This is a genomic window from Micromonospora echinospora (assembly GCF_014203425.1).
GTDB classification, from domain to species: Bacteria; Actinomycetota; Actinomycetes; order Mycobacteriales; family Micromonosporaceae; genus Micromonospora; species Micromonospora echinospora_A.
In genome coordinates, this window is sequence record NZ_JACHJC010000001.1 from 3671739 (window position 1) to 3689966 (window position 18228).

Here is an 18228-nt window from a genome sequence, read left to right on the forward strand (position 1 = left end):
CCATGCCTGAGGTGAGCACGACCGGCCTGGTCGCCGCGCTCGACATCGGCGGCACCAAGACCACCGCCGCCCTGGTCACAGCCTCCGGCGAGATCGTCGGCCGGCGCACCGCGCCGACGCCGGGCCGCTCCGGCGCCGCTGCGGTTCTCGACACCGCGGCCGGCCTGGTCGAGAAGCTGCGGGCGGACGCGCCAGGCGTCGTACGGGCGCTCGGCGTCGGCAGCGCCGGCGTCATCGACAGCGGTTCCGGCCTGGTGCTGTCCGCCACCGACGTGCTGACCGGGTGGACCGGCACGGACCTGCGGGGCGACCTGGCCCGGCGCCTGGGCGTGCCGGTCACTGTGATCAACGACGTGCACGCCCACGCGCTGGGCGAGGCGCGCCACGGCGTCGCGGCCGGACACGACACGGTGCTCTACGTCGCCGTCGGCACCGGCGTCGGGGCGTCGTTCGTCCTCGGGGACACCGTGCTCACCGGTGCGCACAGCGCGGCCGGGCACGCCGGGCACCAGCCGTCGGCGTACGCCGGGTCGCTGCCCTGCACGTGCGGCCGGCGCGGGCACCTGGAGGCGATCGCCGCCGGGCCCGCCCTCGCCGCCGAGTACGTCCGGCGTACCGGCCGGCCGGTGGCCGACCTGCGGGCCGTCGCCGCGCTCGCCGCGGACGGCGACAAGGCGGCCCGCGACGTCGTCCGGCTGGGCGGCACGGCGATCGGATCCGCCGTCGGCGGCCTGGTCAACGTGCTCGACCCCGCCGCCGTGGTGGTCGGCGGCGGCGTCACCGGCCTCGGCGAGCCGTGGTGGCGCGCGCTGCGCGACGCGGTGCCCGCCGAGACGCTGCCCGCCCTGGCCGGCGTCCCGGTCCTCGCCTCCACCCTCGGCCCCGACGCGCCGCTGCTCGGCGCCGCCTCGCTCGCCTGGAAGGTCTCATGAACGCGCTCGTCGACCAGCTCTGTCACCGCCTGGTGGTCTCCTGCCAGGCGTACCCGGGTGAGCCGATGCGTGACCCGGACACCATGCGCCGGGTCGCGCTCGCCACCGCCCGCGGTGGCGCCGCGGGCATCCGCGCCCAGGGCCTGGCGGACATCGCGGCGATCCGCGCGGCGGTGGACCTGCCGCTGATCGGGCTCTGGAAGGACGGCGACGACGACGTCTTCATCACCCCGACGCTGGAGCACGCGCTCGCCGTCGCCGACGCCGGGGCACACGTCGTAGCGCTCGACGGCACGTCCCGGCCCCGGCCCGACGGCCGCACGCTCGCCGAGACGATCGCCGCCGTGCACGAGCGCACCGGCGCGCTGGTGATGGCCGACTGCTCCACGTTCGACGAGGGCATCGCCGCCGCCGCCGCGGGCGCCGACCTGGTCGGCACCACGCTCGCCGGCTACACCGCGTACACCACGAAGGGCGACGGGCCGGACCTGGACCTGGTCGCCCGGCTCGCCGCCGCGCTCGACGTCCCGGTGGTCGCCGAGGGACGCATCCACACCCCGGAGCAGGCCGCGCAGGCGCTGCGGGCGGGCGCGTGGACGGTGGTGGTCGGCACCGCCATCACCCACCCCAGCACGATCACCGGCTGGTTCGCCGCCGCCGTACAGGAGGCCGCGTCGTGCCGCTGACCGACCTCGACCTGGCCGGCTGCATGGCGTACCGGCCGGAGCTGGACGTGCCGGCGGACCTGGACGCGTTCTGGGCGCGCACGCTCGACGGCGGCGGTGACCCGGAGGCGGCGGTCTACGAGCCGGTCGACACCGGCCTGACCCAGATCCGCACGTACGCCGCCACGATCCCCGGTTTCGGCGGCGAGCCGGTACGCGGATGGCTGCACCTGCCGGCCAATGCCGACAGGCCGCTGCCCTGCGTGGTCGAGTACCTCGGCTACGGCCGGGGCCGCGGCCTGGCGCACGAGAAGTTGTTCTGGGCGGCGGCCGGCTTCGCACACCTGATCATGGACAGTCGTGGTCAGGGCTGGAGCGCCGCCACCGGCGGCACGCCCGACCCGCACCCCTACCCGGCCGGCACCGTGCCTGGCTTCCTCACCCGGGGCGTCGCCGACCCGGCCGACCACTACTACCGGCGGCTGATCACCGACGCGGTCCGCTTCGCCGAGGCCGCCCGGCGGCACCCGGCCGTCGACCCGGACCGGGTGGCGGTCACCGGATTCAGCCAGGGCGGCGGCCTGGCCCTCGCCGCCGGCGCGCTGTGCCCGGGCGTCGCGGCCGTCATGCCGGACGTGCCGTTTCTCTGCGACATCCGCCGGGGCGTGCGCGTCGCCGGGCCGGACAGCCCGTACGCCGAGGTCGTCGACTACCTCGCGCTCCACCGCGACCGCGCCGACCAGGTGTTCCGCACGCTGTCCTACCTGGACGCCGCCGTGCTCGCGCCCCGCGCGACCGCGCCGGCGCTGTTCTCCATCGCCCTGCGGGACCAGGTCTGCCCGCCGTCGACCTGCTTCGCCGCCTACCACCGCTACGGCGGCGACAAGGACGTGCGGGTGTACGAGTTCAACGACCACGAGGGCGGCGAGGCGGCGCACCAGCGCGAACAGCTCACCTGGCTGCGCGGGATCCTGGGCGCCTAACGGGCACGTTCCACCACGTAGTCGGTCAGCTCCAGCAGGAAACGTCCGTCCTCGGTGTCGGCCGCGGCGCCCAGCGCCCGCTCACCCTCACGCCGGGCGGCGAGCGCGAGGTCCCGGGCGCTGCGCCGCGCCGACTCCACGCAGTCGTACGCGAGCAGCCGCCCGTGCAGCCAGCGCACCTCGGCGTCGGTGCGCTGCGCGCGGGTCCGGCTCAGCAGCCGCACGAGCCGTTCGCGTTCCGCAGCCGTGCACCGCCGCATGAAGTCGATCAGGATCAGCGTGCGTTTGCCCTCCCACAGGTCACCGGCGATCTCCTTGCCGTACCGGGCGTAGTCGCCGGTGAGGTTCAGCGCGTCGTCCTGGATCTGGAACGCCGCGCCCAGGTACCAGCCGTAGCGGTCCAGCACGTCGACAGCGTTCTCCCGGCCGGTCGCCACGAGGACGCCGGTGCGACACGGGTAGATGCAGGTGTACCAGGACGTCTTCTTCAGGCACATCCGGTAGTAGTCGTCCGCGTCCAGATCGCACACGTTGTCGCGGATCCAGCCGATCTCGATCGCCTGCCCCTCCAGCGAGTGGCGCATCATCAGCTCGGTCTCGGTGAACAGCCGCCAGGCGATGCCGGAGCCGAGCGCCGCCCGGTTCGCGGCCAGCCGCCGCAACGCCAGCAGGTTCGTCATGTTGCCGACGTTCAGCGCGACGCCGACGCCGTACTCGGCGTGCAGCGTCTGCCCGCCGCGCCGCTGTTCGCTGGAGTCCTGGATGTCGTCGTGGATGAGGAAGGCGTTGTGGAACAGCTCCACAGTCACCGCGGCGTTGAGGCCCACCGCGTCGCCGCCGCCGAACGCCCGGCACGTCGCCAGGCACAACGCGGCGCGCAGCCCTTTGCCCCACCGGCGGGGATATTCCGCGACCAGGTCGTAGAGGTATCGCGGGCCGCCGTCGGGCACGTCGTCGAGCAGCGCGCCGAGGGCGAGCCCGCGATAGCGCTCCAACATCCGTTCCACGTGCCCGCCGGCCACCCCCGCGGTCGGCGCCATCGCGCCGCTACCGGTCCGTCGGCCGCTTCGGGGCCGGCGGCGCCAGCCGGTCCGCGAGCCCGTTGGCCACCTCGGGGGCCAGCCTCGCCAGATTGAGTACGGTGTCCAGCGCGTCGTGCGCGTCCGACGTGTACCGCCGGATCACCTCACCGCGCTGGTCGTCGGCCATCTTCAGCTGCCCGACCACGGTGTCGATGAGGGCGTGCCCGTCGGTGCGGACCCGGGCGACGAGTTCGTCGAACGCCTCCGGGTCCACCCGCCGGCTCTCGGTCAGCTTCTCCTCGAGCCGCCGGGCGCCGGCCAGCCCCGCCGCGAGTTCCTCCTCCAGCACCGTGGCCGCGTGGGTCACTGTCTCCGAGGTCTCCTCGGCCACCTTCTCGAAGCGCTCGTTGCTGCGCTCACGCTCCACGTTCTCCATGCGGCGGAGTCTCCACCCGGCTCCGCGCGGCGGGCTAGCCATGTGTCGCGATAGTGACTGACGGTAATGACCGCAGGTGGTGGTCAGGGGTGTCGGCGCGAGCGCCGGGTCAGGACCAGACCGGCGACCAGGAGCACGCCGAGGGTCACGGCGGCGAGCCCGATCGAGGCGATGGTGACCACGCCACTGCCGGTCACCGGCAACGGCGGCATCGGCTTGTGCGGCCCCGGCTTGGGCGGCTTCGGTGTGGGCGGTTCCGGTGTCGGCGGTACCGGGGTGGGCTGCACCGGCCCGGCGACGACCACCGTCGCCGAGCAGTTCGGCGTGCAGCCCGGGTCGGCGGCACCAGACGGCGGGGTGACGGTGGCGGTGTTGGTGAGGTCTCCCGCGGTCCCCGCCGGCACCGTTCCGGTGATGGTGTAGACGACCGACTCACCGACCCGGATGGTGACCCGGTCGTTGATGTCTCCGAGCCCGGAGGCGGTGCAGGTGCTGCCGATGCCGGCGGCGCACGTCCACTCGAACCCGGCCAACGGCTCGGGCAGTGCGTCGGTCACCGTGGCGCCGACGGCGTCGGAGGGGCCGCCGTTGGTGATGGTGACGGTGTACGTGAACGGCGCACCCGGCACGTAGGGGTTCGGAGTGGCGGTCTTGGTGATCGCGAGGTCGACGGTGGGGAGGCCGGGTGTCACAGTCGTGGACTGGCAGCTGGGGGTGCAGCCGGGGTCGGCGACGCCCTCCGGTGGGGTGAGGACAGCGGTGTTGGTCAGGTCGCCGGCGGTGCTCGACGGCACGGTCCCGCTGATCGTGTACGTGAGCGTCCCGCCCGCCAGCACGGTGACCGTGTCGCTGATGTCCCCGCTGCCGGAGGCGGCACACGTGCTGCCGGTGGACGCCGCGCACGTCCACGTGAAGCCGGGTGCCGGCAGGGTGTCGGTGACCGTGGCGCCGACGGCGTCGGACGGCCCGCTGTTGGTCACAGTGACCGTGTACGTCAGCGGCGCCCCCGGCACGTACGGGTTCGGGGTCGCCGTCTTCGTCACCGCCAGGTCGACCAGGGGGATGACCTGGAGCGTCGCGGAGCCGGGCGGGTTGATCCCGACGATGCTCGGGAAATTGCTCGCACAGCCGGGGATCGGTGTGCCGTCCGGTCCGGCGCATCCGGTGTTCGTGTACGAGCCGACCACGTCCGCGGTCACCTCGACCGAGACGGTGCAGGAGGCGGCGCCCAGGCCGATGTCGCCGTCGAAGACCACCGAGGTCGCGCCCGCTGCCGCGGTCACCGTGGCGTCCGAGCAGGTGGTGCTGTTCACCCCGGTCGCGGTCACGCCTGCGGGAAGGTCGTCGGTGAAACTCATCCCGTTCTTGGCCCGCAGGTCGTCGGTGTTGGTGATGGTGAACGTCAGCGTGGACGTCTGCCCCTGCGCGATGGTGGCCGGGCTGAACGCCTTGTCCAGTTGCGGGGTCACGTCCACGATCTGCGGAAGGTCGAACGCACGTCGTTGCCGGTGCCGGTGGCGGTCGCGTTGTAGAGCCGGAGCCCCAGTGTCGGCGTGTCGGCCACCGACAGTTGCAGCGCCGTCGACTGCAGCTTCGCGATCCACGTGTTGTTGACGATCACGGCACCCGGATCCGTACACGGGCTCAGGTTCTCCGCGAGCACCGTCGGCACCCCGTTGAGCAGCAGTTCGAAGCGCAGGCGTGCCCGCTGCGCGCCGGGGACCGTGCAGTTCCGCTCGGCGAAGATCGCCGAGACCTCGTAGAAGTGTCCGCCCACCGCCGGGATCGAGTTGTTGTTCGTCTCCAACAGGTATCCGGGCAGCTGGGCGGTCGTGCCGTTGGTGTACTCGGTGAGCACCTGGTTGCTGGCCGCCTCCTCCGCGCTCTGCCCCTGGAACAGCCCCATGTCGCGGGCCATCTCGCGCAGCCGGTCCCAGGCGGCGTTCCGGGCGCAGTTGTCGTTGTTGGTCACCGGAGGGCTGCCGCCGTTCGGCGGCAGCGGCGACGTCTCGCGCATGATCCAGCCGTTGCACTGCCCTGCGCCGGGGCTCCACGCCGGGTCCGCCGTGTACGTCTCGCTGTCCGCGCCGCTGCCTCCCGGCCCCGGCACGTAGACCGAACCGGGGGAGCCGGTGTAGGAGCCGATGCGGATCGGCGCGTCGGCCGCGCTCTCGTTGGAGAAGTCCTCGGTGAAGATGGGTGTGCCGGGCTGGGGTACTCCCGGCTGGCCGGGGACGGTGGCCGAGGCGGGCGGGGGCAAGACCACCACCGCGAACGTCGTCGACGACGCCAGCACGGCGAGCACCGCCAGCGCCGACGACAGTCGGGGCCATCCCTTGTGAACCATCTTCGTCTTCCCCCCCCCCCCCGTTGCGGCAGGCCGGGTCCGCGCAGGATCCGACACCTCACAGCGGTAAAGGTTTCAGGCAGCCGTGCCATAAGTCTTGTTTTTCACGATTTGCGAGTCAGATCTGACGCTGTTCACCTGGGTACGGGTACTCAGCGCAGTACCGTCTCGTCGCTCATGTGCGGGCGTCGCAGCGTCGGCAGGATTCTTGTCATGGCCGAGACGCTGCACCGACACGCTGCTGCACGTACCGTCGACATGCCGCTGCCCGCCGAGGCCGCGCTGGCCCCCGCCGGCCGCGCGGTCGCCGCGCTGGCCCGGCTCATCGCCCACCACCCCGCCGGCTGGCGATGGCTGGCCCGGCGCCACCACCCGGTCCTGGACCAGCTCGCCGCCGCGAACGCGCGGTCGACCTGCCTGCGGGCGGCCCGGCGGGTGCCCGCCTACCAGGCGTTCCTGCGGGCCCGCCCGGGCGGGCTGCGCCGCCGGCTGCGGGACTTCCCGGAGACCGACAAGCGCGGGTACGTGATGGCGTACGACGCCTCCGCCCGGTGCCGGGACGGGCGGCTGCCGGAGCGGGGCGTGGTGGTCGACGAGTCGGCCGGCTCGTCCGGGCGGCCGTTCAACTGGCCGCGCGGTGAGCGGGAGCTGCTGGCGGTGCACCGCGACATCGCCGGGTACACCGGGCTGGCGTTCCCGATGCGCCGCCCGTTCGTCATAAACGCGTACTCGATGGGCGCCTGGGCGACCGGCACCACCACCGGCGCGGCGATGGCCCGGATCGCGACGGTGAAGAACACCGGCCCCGACCTGGGGAAGATCGTCGACACGCTGCGCGAGTTCGGCCCCGGCCACGACTACCTGGTGACCGCGTACCCGCCGTTCCTCAAGCACCTGCGGGACCGCCTCGACGCCGAGGACTTTCAGTGGTCGCGGTACCGGATCTTCGCCAGCTGCGGCGGCGAGGGGATGACCGAGGCGCTGCGCGACTACCTGGAACAGCGGTTCGTGCGGGTGCGCTCGGCGTACGGGGCGTCGGACCTGACCATCGGCATCGGCGCGGAGACCCGGCTCACGGTGTGGCTGCGGCGGCGGCTGCGCACCGACGCGGGACTGCGCGCGGAACTGCTCGGCCGCGACGAGCAACGGCTGCCCATGGTGTTCCAGTACAACCCGTTCGCCACCTACCTGGAGACCAACGAGCGGCGGGAGCTGCTCTGCACTGTGACCGGCCCGCACGTGCTCCAGCCCCGGCTGCGCTACAACGTCGGTGACGAGGCGCTGCTGGTGCCGTACCGGCGGATCGTGGAGCTGGCGCACGCCGACCCGGTGCGCCGCGCCGAGTTCCGTACCGCGGTGTCCGAGGAGCGGATGACGCTGCCGCTGCTGCTGTTGTTCGGCCGCAGCGACTCCACCGTGTCCTACCTGGGCGCGAACCTCTACCCGCAGGACGTGGAGTACGGCCTCTACACCGGCAACCCGTACGCCGCGCAGATCAGCCGGTTCTGCCTCACGCTGCACGAGGACGCCGAGCTGGAGACCCGGCCGGTGATCCACGTCGAGCTGCGCCGTCCACTGGAAGCCGCGGCACGCGCGGCGCTCGCCGACGCCTGCCGCGACGGGGTACGCGCGCACCTGACCTCGGTGTCGCGGGACTTCGCGCAGTCCCTGGTGGAGGACCCGACCGCCGGTGACCTGCGCGTGGAGCTGCACGAGCCGGGCGGCGGCCCGTTCGCCGGCATGGAAAAGCTGAAGAACGTCTACCTGGTGAGGTGAGTGATGCGTACCCGTGACTTCTCCCGCGCCCCGGCCCAGGCCCGCGCCGGCGCCATGTTCATCGGCGGCACCCGGTACGCGAACCCGCTGGTGCTGCTGCGCCTGGCCCCGGACTGGATCCGGATGGTGCGCGACATGCGCCGGATGTCCGGCTACTGCTGGCACACCGTCTACTGGCAGTTCCCGCTGACGCTCGGCACCATCGCGTTCTTCACCGACCGGGACGCGCTGCTGCGCTTCGCCCGGACCCGGCACCACCGCAAGCTGATGATGTGGCTGACCGACGGCAACCGCAATGCCACCGCCGGGTTCATCCGGCTCTACACCGCCTCGCCGGACGGCTACTCCAACGGCGCGTGGCGGGCCGAGGACGGCGCGATGGGCCACATCGAGCAGTTCAGCCCGCTGGGCGCGGAGACGACCGGGCCGGCGGTGCGCCGGTGACCGGCCACCGGTTCGAGCGCGTGACCGGCCGGCGCGGCCTGCGCGACTTCCTCACCCTCACCGACCGGCTCTACGCGGACGAGCCCCGGTACGTGCCGACGCCCCGGCAGCAGATCCGCCGCTGGTGGCGCGACGGCGTGCCGATGTACGTGCTGCACGACGCCGACGGCGTCGTGGTCGGGCGGACCACGTTGCACACCGACGCGGACCTCGACGCCAAGCTGGGCCGCCGGTGCCAGCTGTTCGGGCTGACCGAGTTCACCGCGCCGGCCGCCCGGCCGCTGTTCGACGCGATCACCGCGCATGCGACACCCGGCCGGGACCTGCTGTTCGGGCCGGTGGCGCTGCTGCCCAACCAGGCCGGGGGAGTGATCACCGCCGGGTACGCCGACCGGGGCTTCGTGGACAGCGCCTGGAACCCGCCGCACTACCCGGACGCCTACGAGGAGAACGGATTCACCAGGCGGTTCGTCTCCGACACCTGGATCTGCCCGGTGCCGCCACCGGCCGGACCGCCGCCCGCGCTCGGCGTCCAGCCGGACGGCGCGCGGCTGGAACTGCACAGAGGGGACATCCGGCGGCTCGACGCGCAGCTCGACCTGCTGCGCGGGATGCTCAACGACTCCTTCGCCCAGCTCGGCTACTACACGCCGATCTCGGCGGCGCAGCTGCGGCGGCAGACCGACGGGCTGGCATACCTGCTGGATGAGTCGCTGCTGCTCTACCTGACCCGCGACGGGCGCCCGGTGGCGTTCGTGCTCTGCGTGCCGGACATCAGCGACTTCCTGGTAGCTGTGCGCGGCGATCTGAACCCGGTCAACCAGCTGCGGCTGCTGGCCACCCGGCGCCGGTACCGGCGGGAGGCGGTGCTGATCGTCAAGGGCGTGGTGCCGCAGTTCCAGGGGTGCGGCTACCAGCGGCTGCTGTCGGCGCACCTGCACCACAACCTGCACGACGGCGGCTACACGGCGCTGCGCAGCACGTATGTCGGGCGGGACAATCCGGCGTCGGCTGCCCAGTACCGGCGCCTCGGCGGACGCCCGCTGCACGGCTACACGTTCTACGCCAAGGAGCGGTGAGCATGGACCTCGCCGCGTTCCGCGCGCTGGAGCCGCTGTGCTGGCGGGCCCCGAGCGCCCACAACACGCAACCGTGGCGGCTGCGCTACGAGCACTGGGCGGTCACCGTCGGCTGGGACCCGGCCGACGCGCTGCCGGCGGGCGACCCGACCGGCCGGGACCTGCGGCTGTCGCTGGGCGCGTTCGTGGAGACCTGCCTGATCGTCGCCGCCGACGCGGGGCTGCGGCTGGACTGGACCGCCGACCACGACGAGGCGGACCGGCGGGTGGGGCGGCTGCGTCCGGGACGGCAGCCGTACCGGACGCCGTTCCGCGCCGCCGACGTGCGGGACCGGCGCACCCACCGGGGCCGGTTCACCGGCGGCCCGGACGCCGACGTGGTCGCTGCGGTGGACGCGGTCGTCCGGCGGGCCGGTGGCGCGGCCCGCGTCGTGCCGGCGGCCGGGCGGCTGCGCGCGCTGCTGCGCACGGCCGACCGGCGGGTGTACGCCGAGCCGGCGGTGGTCGCGGAGCTGCGCCGCTGGCTGCGCCTGGACCGGGCGTGCCCGCGCTACCGGACCGACGGGCTCAGTGACAGCTGCCTCGGGCTGGGCCGGGTGGCGGCCACCGGGCTGCGGGCGGCGCTCGCGGCCTACCCGGCGTTGCGCCCCCTGGGGCTGCCGCGCCTGCTCGCCGCCGGTGACGATCCGCTCGCGCGCGGCGGCGGGGTGCTGGCGCTGATCGCGCCGCCGGACCTGGACGCGGCCGGGCAGGTCGAGTTCGGACGGGTGCTGATGCGGGCGTGGCTGACGTTGCACAGCGCCGGGCTGGCCGCGCACCCGCTCAGTCAGCTCGTCGACGTGGCCGACACCCGGGACGCGCTCGGGACGCTGCTGGACGTGGCGCCGGAGCGGATCGTGCACGTGGTCCGCGTGGGCCGGCCGGCCGATCCGGCGCCCCGCTCGGCCCGCCGGGTGCAGCACAGATCCTCCCTGTTAGCGGTAACACCCCTTGACGCGGTGTCACTTCATCCATGAGAGTCCATGTTGGCTCACGTGTAGCCCGGTCGGGAGCCCTGGGCGCGGAGTGGCAGGAAACGGCGTCCGGGCGCACGAGGCGGTTCTGTTAGCGATAACAGGAACGCTTCGCGCGCCCGGGCCCGCCACTGATCCGCGTGGTTGGGAGAAGAACCATGTCTGAAATGACACGACGAAACGTCATCAAGGCCACAGCGGCAGGCGCCGGCGCCGCGCTGGTGCCGGCCGCCTGGAGCGCCGCCGCCCGCGCCGGCTCGGCAGCCCCGGCGCAGGTGCTCGCCGCGAACGACCTGGCACTCTGGTACGACGAACCGGCCGGCACCGACTGGCTGCGCGCCCTGCCGATCGGCAACGGACGGCTCGGCGCGATGGTGTTCGGCAACACGGACACCGAACGGCTCCAGCTCAACGAGGACACCGTCTGGGCCGGTGGCCCGTACGACTCGGCAAACACCCGGGGCGCGGCCAACCTGGCCGAGATCCGCCGCCGCGTCTTCGCCGACCAGTGGACCTCGGCCCAGGACCTGATCAACCAGACAATGATGGGCAGCCCCGGCGGTCAGCTCGCCTACCAGACCGTCGGCGACCTCCGGCTCTCCTTCGGATCGGCGAGCGGGGCGACGCAGTACAACCGGACGCTCGACCTCACCACCGCCACCGTCACCACCACGTATGTGCTGGGCGGCGTACGGCACCAGCGGGAGGTGTTCGCCAGCGCCCCCGACCAGGTGATGGTGCTCCGGCTGACCGCCGACCGGGCGAACGCGATCACGTTCTCCGCCGCCTTCGACAGCCCGCAGCGGACCACCGTGTCCAGCCCGGACGGCGCGACCGTCGCGCTCGACGGCATCTCCGGCTCGATGGAGGGGGTCAACGGCTCGGTGCGGTTCCTCGCCCTGGCCAACGCCGCCGTCACCGGTGGCACGGTCAGCAGCTCCGGCGGCACGCTGCGGGTCTCCGGCGCGACCAGCGTGACCGTCCTGATCTCGATCGGCACCAGCTACGTCAACTACCGCACCGTCAACGGCGACTACCAGGGCATCGCCCGCAACCGGCTGAACGCCGCCAAGAGCGTGGGCGTCGACCAGCTCCGCAGCCGCCACCGCGCCGACTACCAGGCGCTGTTCGACCGGGTCACGATCGACCTGGGCCGCACCGCCGCCGCCGACCAGCCCACCGACGTACGGATCGCGCAGCACGCGAGCACGAACGACCCGCAGTTCGCCGCGCTGCTGTTCCAGTTCGGGCGGTACCTGCTGATCTCCTCGTCGCGCCCGGGCACCCAGCCGGCGAACCTCCAGGGCATCTGGAACGACTCGCTGACGCCGTCCTGGGACTCGAAGTACACGGTCAACGCCAACCTGCCGATGAACTACTGGCCGGCCGACACCACGAACCTGTCCGAGTGCTTCCTGCCGGTCTTCGACATGGTCAAGGACCTCACGGTCACCGGCGCGCGGGTCGCCCAGGCGCAGTACGGCGCCGGTGGCTGGGTCACCCACCACAACACCGACGCCTGGCGGGGCGCGTCGGTCGTGGACGGCGCGTTCTGGGGCATGTGGCAGACCGGCGGGGCCTGGCTGAGCACGCTCATCTGGGACCACTACCTGTTCACCGGCGACCTCGGATTCCTCCAGGCCAACTACCCGGCCCTCAAGGGCGCCGCGCAGTTCTTCCTCGACACCCTGGTCGCCCACCCGACGCTCGGTTACCTGGTGACGAACCCGTCGAACTCGCCGGAGCTGGCCCACCACGCGAACGCCAGCGTCTGCGCGGGCCCCACGATGGACAACCAGATCCTGCGTGACCTGTTCGACGCCGCGGCCCGGGCCAGTGAGGTGCTCGGCGTCGACACCACGTTCCGGTCCCAGGTGCGCACGGCCAAGGACCGGCTCCCGCCGAGCCGCGTCGGCTCCCGGGGCAACGTGCAGGAGTGGCTGGCCGACTGGGTGGAGACCGAGCGCACCCACAGGCACGTCTCGCACCTGTACGGGCTGCATCCCAGCAACCAGATCACCAGGCGGGGCACCCCGGCGCTGTACGAGGCCGCCCGAAAGACGCTGGAGCTGCGCGGCGACGACGGGACCGGCTGGTCCCTCGCCTGGAAGATCAATTTCTGGGCCCGGCTGGAGGACGGCGCCCGCGCCCACAAGCTCCTGCGCGACCTGGTACGCACCGACCGGCTCGCGCCGAACATGTTCGACCTGCACCCGCCGTTCCAGATCGACGGCAACTTCGGCGCCACCTCGGGCATCGCCGAGATGCTGCTGCACAGCCACACCGGCGAGCTGCACCTGCTGCCCGCGCTACCGACCGCCTGGCCCGCCGGGCAGGTGGCGGGGCTGCGCGGCCGGGGCGGCTACACGGTGGGGCTGGCCTGGAGCAACGGCCAGACCGACGAGATCAGCGTCCGCGCCGACCGCGACGGCACGGTGCGACTGCGGTCCCGGCTGTTCACCGGCAGCTTCACCGTCACCGACGTCACAGACGGCAGCACACCCGCCACCACCCGCCCGGAGTCCGACGTCGTCGCGCTCAGCGTCCGCGCCGGCCACACCTACCGGGCGGCCCGGCCCGGCGTGACCCCCTCGCCGACGGTGACGCCGACGTCCACGCCGTCACCGACCCCGACCCCGACTCCGACCCCGACTCCGACCCCGACCACCAGTTCGCCGGCGCCGTCCGGCGCACGGGCCACGTACGCGGTCACCGGCTCCTGGTCCGGTGGCTTCCAGGCCGAGGTCACGGTGACCGCCGGCGCCACCGCGATCCGCGGCTGGACGGTGTCCTGGACGTTCCCGAACGGTCAGGTGATCAACCAGATCTGGAGCGGCACGCACACCCAGAACGGCGCGAACGTGACGGTGCGCAACGTCGACTACAACGGAGCACTGCCGGCCGGCGGTTCCACCACGTTCGGCTTCATCGGCACGGCCGGCGGCGCCAACAACCCGCCGACGAACCTCACCTGCACCACCACCTGACCGCCGGCGCGGCACGCCGCGCCGCCGCCACCCGGCCGGGGCGGGGCGTGCCGCCGGTCAGGCCAGCAACGTCTCGCGCAGCCGCGCGCCCAGATTCAACTCGCCGACCACCCGGGGGCCGGCCGGGTCGTACACGGCGATGCGATGGTTGCGGCGCATCATCTCCCGCACCGCCGGCGGCAGCCGGGGCGGGTCGTCCATCGTCGCGAGCACCCGCGCGCCGGTGTCCGTCAGCCGCTCCACCAGCGACGCGCCGTCGGTGTCCACCCGCACCCGGCCGAACTCCCAGCCGACGGTGGTCAGGTCGAGCACCTCGAACAGCCGCGTCACGAACGGCTGCGGATCGGTCACCTTGTCCAGCCGGTCCGCCCGCCCGCCGACCGTCGCCACGGCGCCGGCCAACTGCGCGTACGGGTGCAGCCCGCTGGGCAGCGCGCCGAGCGGCCAGCGCAGCGCGGGCCCGGCCTCCTTCCACAGGGGCCGGTAGTTGCGGCGGTGCACCAGCAGCCGCCTCCCGGTACGCCGGAACACTTCCTGCGCCTGGCACTGCAGGTCGGCGTGGGCCTGATCGGCGGCCTCGCAGACGATGCCGGCGGCCACCACGAGACCGTCGTCATCGGACAGCAGCCGGGTGATCGCGTCCACCTGGTCCGGGAACCGGAGGCGGGCGTGCGCCCCGTAGGACTGCCGGACGTCCCGCAGCAGTTCCTGCTGGCGTGTGGGGTCCAGTTCGACCCGTCCACCACCGAGCAACCGCTGGAGCCAACCCATCGCGCCTCGCTTCCGTCGCGGTCTGCGGACCGGGCAATGCTAGTTCGTCGGCCGTTGCTCGTATGGTGACGGGGTGACGGATCGATCCCTGACCCTGATGGCGGTGCACGCGCACCCCGACGACGAGGCGACGAGCACCGGTGGCGTCCTGGCCCGCTACGCGGCCGAGGGCATCACCACGGTGCTCGTGACGTGCACCGACGGGGGGTGCGGCGACGGTCCCGGCGGGATCAAGCCGGACGACCCCGGGCACGACCCGCAGGCCGTGGTCCAGATGCGCCGCGCCGAGCTGGCCGCCAGTTGCGAGGCGCTCAAGGTGACCCACCTGGAGACGCTCGACTACGGTGACTCCGGGATGATGGGCTGGGCGACGAACGACGCGCCCGGCGCGTTCTGGAACACGCCCGTGGCCGAGGCGGCCGGCCGACTGGCCGAGCTGATCCGGCGCTACCGCCCGGACGTCGTGGTCACCTACGACGAGAACGGCTTCTACGGCCACCCGGACCACATCCAGGCGCACCGGGTCACGATGGCCGCTGTCGAGCAGACCGGCATCCCGGCCAAGGTCTACTGGACCACCGTGCCGCGCAGCGCGTTCCAGCAGTTCGGCACCGTCATGCGCGAGATCGGGGTGGAGTTCCCCGAGCCGGAGGCGACCGACGAGATGCCGGCGCTGGGCCTGCCGGACGACGAGATCACCACCTGGGTCGACACCAGCGGCTACGGCGGGCAGAAGTTCGCCTCGCTGGCCGCGCACGCCAGCCAGGCGGAGAACATCTTCTTCCTGCGGCTGGGGCAGGAGCGGTTCACCGAGCTGATGGGCATGGAGACGTTCGTGCGCGTGCGGGACACCACTGGCGCCCCGACGCCGGAGGACGACCTGTTCGCCGGGCTGCGCTGACCGGCCGCCGGCCCGGTCCGGCGTGTCGTCGGCCGGGCCGCACATCTCAGGCCGCAATGGTCTGCGCGGCCAGGTGCGCGAGCACCACGCGGACGTCGCCGCCGGTGTCGGCCATGACCTGACGCTGCCGGGTGGCGCCGGTGCCCTCCTGGCGCACCCGGTCCATCTGCCGCCGCACCAGGTCCAGGTCGCCGTGGCGGGTCAGCGCGGGCGTGACGATGTCGAGCATGTCGTCGACGAGGTCCCAGGCGGGCCGGGGCCGCCCGGTGCGCAGGTCGACCAGGTCACCGTCCACACCGTCGTGTGCGGCCCGCCAGTGCGCGGCGGCGACCAGGCAGTCGCGGATGCGCTGGGCCGGTACGCCGTCGCGTATGTCGCCGATCGCGGTGGCGACCAGCGCCCGGACCAGCCCGGCGATCAGGACCGTGTCGTCGACAGTGGGGCAGACGTCGCCGACGCGGATCTCCACCGTGGGGTACGACGCCGACGGCCGGGCGTACCAGTAGGCCATCGCGGCGTCGAGCATGACGCCGGCGGTGATCAGGTCCCGGACCGTGGCGTCGTAGTCGGCGGCGGACTGGAAGTGCGGCGTCGGTCCGATGCTCGGCCACCGTTCCAACTGCATCGAGCGCCAGCTGGCGTGTCCGGTGTCCCGCCCGTCGTGCAGCGGCGAGTTGGTGGTGAGCGCCTGCACCACCGGCAGCCACGGACGCAGGTGGTTGCAGACCTGCACGGCCAGCTCCCGGTCGGGCACGCCGATGTGCACGTGGCAGCCGCAGACCGCGGGGTCGTGGGCAACCGGGCCGAACCGGCGGGACATGTCGTGGTAGCGCTGCTCGTCGGGCACGGTGCGGTGTGCCTCGCAGACCGGCGTGGCGCCGACTGCGACCAGTCGCGCCCCGGCTGCCTCGGCTGCCCGGGCGGCGGCCCGGCGCAGCGTGACCAGGTGCTCGCGGAGCTGACCGAGGTCGGGGCTGACCGGGGTCACCATCTCCACCATGCTGTGCCGGAACTCCTGCCGGCTCTGCTCGCGGGCGGTTCCGGAAAGGGCGTCACGGACCCGGTCGGCGACCGGCATGCTCTCGCCGGTGACCGGGTCCAGCAGCAGGAACTCCTCTTCCACCCCGAGGGTCAGGACGGTGGGAATCTCCGGTGTCGGGGTGGTGGCGGTGGTGGTGGGCCGCGGCCTCACCGACGGCTCCACCGGCACGGAACGGTCGGCGTGTCGTCGTGAGGCGGAGTCATGTCTCGACGGTACGAGGCCGAGGGCTTTCCCGAGGCCGTTTCCGCCGACCACCGCCCCCGCGGGTGGCGCGGGGGCGGCGGGGTCGCTCAGCGATCGTCGTACGTCGCTCAGCAGTCGTAGTACATGGCGAACTCGTGCGGGGTCGGGCGCAGGCGCACCGGGTCGACCTCGTTGGCCCGCTTCCAGTCGACCCAGGTGGAGATCAGGTCGTCGGTGAAGACGTTCCCGTCGAGCAGGTAGTCGTGGTCGGCCTCCAGCGACGTCAGCGCCTCAGTGAGGGAGCCGGGCACCTGCTTGACGTCGCCCCACTCCTCCGGCGGGAGGTCGTAGAGGTCCTTGTCGATCGGCGCCGGCGGCTCGATCTTGCTCTTGATGCCGTCGAGACCGGCCATGAGCATCGCGGAGAAGGCGAGGTAGACGTTCGCCGACGGGTCGGGGACCCGGAACTCGACGCGCTTGGCCTTCGGGTTGCTGCCGGTGACCGGGATGCGGGTGCACGCGGAGCGGTTGCGCTGCGAGTAGACCAGGTTCACCGGCGCCTCGAAGCCCGGCACCAGACGACGGTAGGAGTTGATCGTCGGGTTGGTGAAGGCCAGCAGTGACGGGGCGTGGTGCAGGAGGCCGCCGATGTACCAGCGGGCGGTGTCGGACAGGCCGGCGTAGCCGGTCTCGTCGTAGAACAGGGGTTCGCCGCCGCGCCAGAGGCTCTGGTGGGTGTGCATGCCGGAGCCGTTGTCACCGAACAGCGGCTTCGGCATGAACGTGGCCGTCTTGCCGTGCGCCCACGCCTCGTTCTTGATCAGATACTTGAAGAGCTGAAGCTGGTCGGCCGAGTGCAGCAACGTCGAGAACCTGTAATTGATCTCGGACTGGCCACCCGTGCCGACCTCGTGGTGTGACCGTTCCACAGTGAACCCGGCGTCGACCATCCGGCGGACCATGCTGTCGCGCAGGTCGGCGTAGTGGTCGACCGGCGGCACCGGGAAGTAGCCGCCCTTGTAGGCGGTCTTGTAGCCGCGGTTGCCGCCCTCTTCGATGCGGCCGCTGTTCCAGGCGCCTTCGATCGAGTCGATGTAGTAGAACGACTGGTGGGCGGAGGTTTCGTGGCGGATGGAGTCGAAGATGTAGAACTCCGCCTCGGCGCCGAAGTAGGCGGTGTCGGCGATGCCGCTGGCGGCGAGGTAGGCCTCGGCCTTCTTGGCGACGTTGCGGGGGTCGCGGGAGTAGGCCTCGCGGGTGAACGGGTCGTGGATGAAGAAGTTCAGCGCGAGGGTCTTCTGGGCCCGGAACGGGTCGATGAAGGCGGTGGCGACGTCCGGCAGCAGGAGCATGTCGGACTCGTGGATGGCCTGGAACCCGCGGATCGAGGAGCCGTCGAAGGCGAGGCCGTCGGTGAACACGCTGTCGTCGAACGACTCGACCGGCAGGTTGAAGTGCTGCATCACGCCGGGCAGGTCACAGAAACGTACGTCGACGAACTTCACGTCCTCGTCGGTGAGGTATCGCAGGAGTTCCTCGGAATTGGCGAACACACGTCCTCCTGGCAGGCGTCGTTGATCCTGGCCACGTCCCGTGGCCGGACCGCCCGGGGACATGGCCCGTACCGCCACCGTACGACGGCTCGCC

The 18228-nt window shown here is 72.6% G+C and carries 16 protein-coding genes; 9 read left to right on the forward strand and 7 right to left on the reverse strand.

Annotated elements, in window-relative coordinates:
* The first annotated feature begins 2 nt into the window (after positions 1–2).
* The 3 genes from FHU28_RS16955 to FHU28_RS16965 are packed head-to-tail and all read left to right on the forward strand — an operon-like array spanning position 3 to position 2580.
* Entirely contained in the window at positions 3–932 is a 930-nt protein-coding gene (locus FHU28_RS16955; protein WP_184685351.1) for an ROK family protein, read from the forward strand.
* Positions 929–1618, forward strand: coding sequence for an N-acetylmannosamine-6-phosphate 2-epimerase (locus tag FHU28_RS16960; protein WP_184685353.1), 690 nt, complete (start codon positions 929–931; stop codon positions 1616–1618). The genes FHU28_RS16955 and FHU28_RS16960 overlap by 4 nt, the downstream gene beginning before the upstream one ends.
* A complete protein-coding gene (locus tag FHU28_RS16965; RefSeq protein WP_184685355.1) occupies positions 1609–2580 on the forward strand; it encodes an acetylxylan esterase in 972 nt (323 codons plus the stop codon). The genes FHU28_RS16960 and FHU28_RS16965 overlap by 10 nt, the downstream gene beginning before the upstream one ends.
* Here FHU28_RS16965 and FHU28_RS16970 read toward each other — a convergent pair.
* The 4 genes from FHU28_RS16970 to FHU28_RS16985 all read right to left on the reverse strand — a co-directional run bounded on the left by FHU28_RS16970 (position 2577) and on the right by FHU28_RS16985 (position 6385).
* Positions 2577–3620, reverse strand: coding sequence for a polyprenyl synthetase family protein (locus FHU28_RS16970; protein ID WP_184685357.1), 1044 nt, complete (start codon positions 3618–3620; stop codon positions 2577–2579). The two genes, FHU28_RS16965 and FHU28_RS16970, sit on opposite strands and share 4 nt — an antisense overlap.
* Before the next feature lie 7 nt (positions 3621–3627).
* On the reverse strand, positions 3628–4038 hold the full coding sequence (locus FHU28_RS16975; RefSeq protein ID WP_184685359.1) for a hypothetical protein: 411 nt from the start codon (positions 4036–4038) through the stop codon (positions 3628–3630).
* 83 nt (positions 4039–4121) lie between these two features.
* On the reverse strand, positions 4122–5507 hold the full coding sequence (locus FHU28_RS16980) for a DUF11 domain-containing protein (protein ID WP_184685361.1): 1386 nt from the start codon (positions 5505–5507) through the stop codon (positions 4122–4124).
* On the reverse strand, positions 5504–6385 hold the full coding sequence (locus FHU28_RS16985; protein ID WP_184685363.1) for a hypothetical protein: 882 nt from the start codon (positions 6383–6385) through the stop codon (positions 5504–5506). Before FHU28_RS16985 ends, FHU28_RS16980 begins: the two co-directional genes overlap by 4 nt.
* Positions 6386–6598: 213 nt before the next feature.
* Here FHU28_RS16985 and FHU28_RS16990 point away from each other — a divergent pair, with 213 nt between their 5' ends.
* From FHU28_RS16990 to FHU28_RS17010, 5 genes are all read left to right on the forward strand, one after another.
* Entirely contained in the window at positions 6599–8161 is a 1563-nt protein-coding gene (locus tag FHU28_RS16990) for a phenylacetate--CoA ligase family protein (RefSeq protein ID WP_184685365.1), read from the forward strand.
* A gap of 3 nt (positions 8162–8164) precedes the next feature.
* Positions 8165–8605 carry a DUF4188 domain-containing protein gene (locus tag FHU28_RS16995; RefSeq protein ID WP_184685367.1) on the forward strand — a complete coding sequence of 147 codons (441 nt, stop codon included), beginning with the start codon at positions 8165–8167 and terminating at the stop codon, positions 8603–8605.
* On the forward strand, positions 8602–9684 hold the full coding sequence (locus tag FHU28_RS17000; RefSeq protein ID WP_184685369.1) for a GNAT family N-acetyltransferase: 1083 nt from the start codon (positions 8602–8604) through the stop codon (positions 9682–9684). The genes FHU28_RS16995 and FHU28_RS17000 overlap by 4 nt, the downstream gene beginning before the upstream one ends.
* 2 nt (positions 9685–9686) lie before the next feature.
* Positions 9687–10700 (forward strand): nitroreductase family protein, encoded by a 1014-nt coding sequence (locus FHU28_RS17005; RefSeq protein ID WP_184685371.1) that lies wholly within the window; start codon positions 9687–9689, stop codon positions 10698–10700.
* Between the two features lie 155 nt (positions 10701–10855).
* Complete coding sequence (locus FHU28_RS17010) at positions 10856–13684, forward strand: glycosyl hydrolase family 95 catalytic domain-containing protein (RefSeq protein WP_184685374.1); 2829 nt, start codon at positions 10856–10858, stop codon at positions 13682–13684.
* Positions 13685–13741: 57 nt separating this feature from the next.
* Here the strand turns inward: FHU28_RS17010 and FHU28_RS17015 are convergent, their stop codons facing one another.
* Positions 13742–14455 carry a hypothetical protein gene (locus FHU28_RS17015; RefSeq protein WP_184685376.1) on the reverse strand — a complete coding sequence of 238 codons (714 nt, stop codon included), beginning with the start codon at positions 14453–14455 and terminating at the stop codon, positions 13742–13744.
* A gap of 73 nt (positions 14456–14528) precedes the next feature.
* Here FHU28_RS17015 and FHU28_RS17020 point away from each other — a divergent pair, with 73 nt between their 5' ends.
* A complete protein-coding gene (locus FHU28_RS17020; RefSeq protein ID WP_184685378.1) occupies positions 14529–15356 on the forward strand; it encodes a PIG-L family deacetylase in 828 nt (275 codons plus the stop codon).
* Between the two features lie 46 nt (positions 15357–15402).
* Here the strand turns inward: FHU28_RS17020 and FHU28_RS17025 are convergent, their stop codons facing one another.
* Positions 15403–16548 carry a carboxylate-amine ligase gene (locus FHU28_RS17025; RefSeq protein ID WP_184685380.1) on the reverse strand — a complete coding sequence of 382 codons (1146 nt, stop codon included), beginning with the start codon at positions 16546–16548 and terminating at the stop codon, positions 15403–15405.
* 161 nt (positions 16549–16709) lie between these two features.
* Positions 16710–18134, reverse strand: a complete 1425-nt coding sequence (glnA, locus tag FHU28_RS17030) for a type I glutamate--ammonia ligase (protein WP_184685382.1) — start codon at positions 18132–18134, stop codon at positions 16710–16712.
* Positions 18135–18228: the final 94 nt, after the last annotated feature.

Bases quoted from the DNA above. Each gene is read 5' to 3' on its own strand.
- FHU28_RS16960 (WP_184685353.1), top strand. From the start codon at position 929: ATGAACGCGCTCGTCGACCAGCTCTGTCACCGCCTGGTGGTCTCCTGC.
- FHU28_RS16970 (WP_184685357.1), bottom strand. From the start codon at position 3,620: ATGGCGCCGACCGCGGGGGTGGCCGGCGGGCACGTGGAACGGATGTTG.
- FHU28_RS17010 (WP_184685374.1), top strand. From the start codon at position 10,856: ATGTCTGAAATGACACGACGAAACGTCATCAAGGCCACAGCGGCAGGC.
- FHU28_RS16985 (WP_184685363.1), bottom strand. From the start codon at position 6,385: ATGGTTCACAAGGGATGGCCCCGACTGTCGTCGGCGCTGGCGGTGCTC.
- FHU28_RS17005 (WP_184685371.1), top strand. From the start codon at position 9,687: ATGGACCTCGCCGCGTTCCGCGCGCTGGAGCCGCTGTGCTGGCGGGCC.
- FHU28_RS16955 (WP_184685351.1), top strand. From the start codon at position 3: ATGCCTGAGGTGAGCACGACCGGCCTGGTCGCCGCGCTCGACATCGGC.
- FHU28_RS16990 (WP_184685365.1), top strand. From the start codon at position 6,599: ATGGCCGAGACGCTGCACCGACACGCTGCTGCACGTACCGTCGACATG.
- FHU28_RS16975 (WP_184685359.1), bottom strand. From the start codon at position 4,038: ATGGAGAACGTGGAGCGTGAGCGCAGCAACGAGCGCTTCGAGAAGGTG.
- FHU28_RS17015 (WP_184685376.1), bottom strand. From the start codon at position 14,455: ATGGGTTGGCTCCAGCGGTTGCTCGGTGGTGGACGGGTCGAACTGGAC.
- FHU28_RS16995 (WP_184685367.1), top strand. From the start codon at position 8,165: ATGCGTACCCGTGACTTCTCCCGCGCCCCGGCCCAGGCCCGCGCCGGC.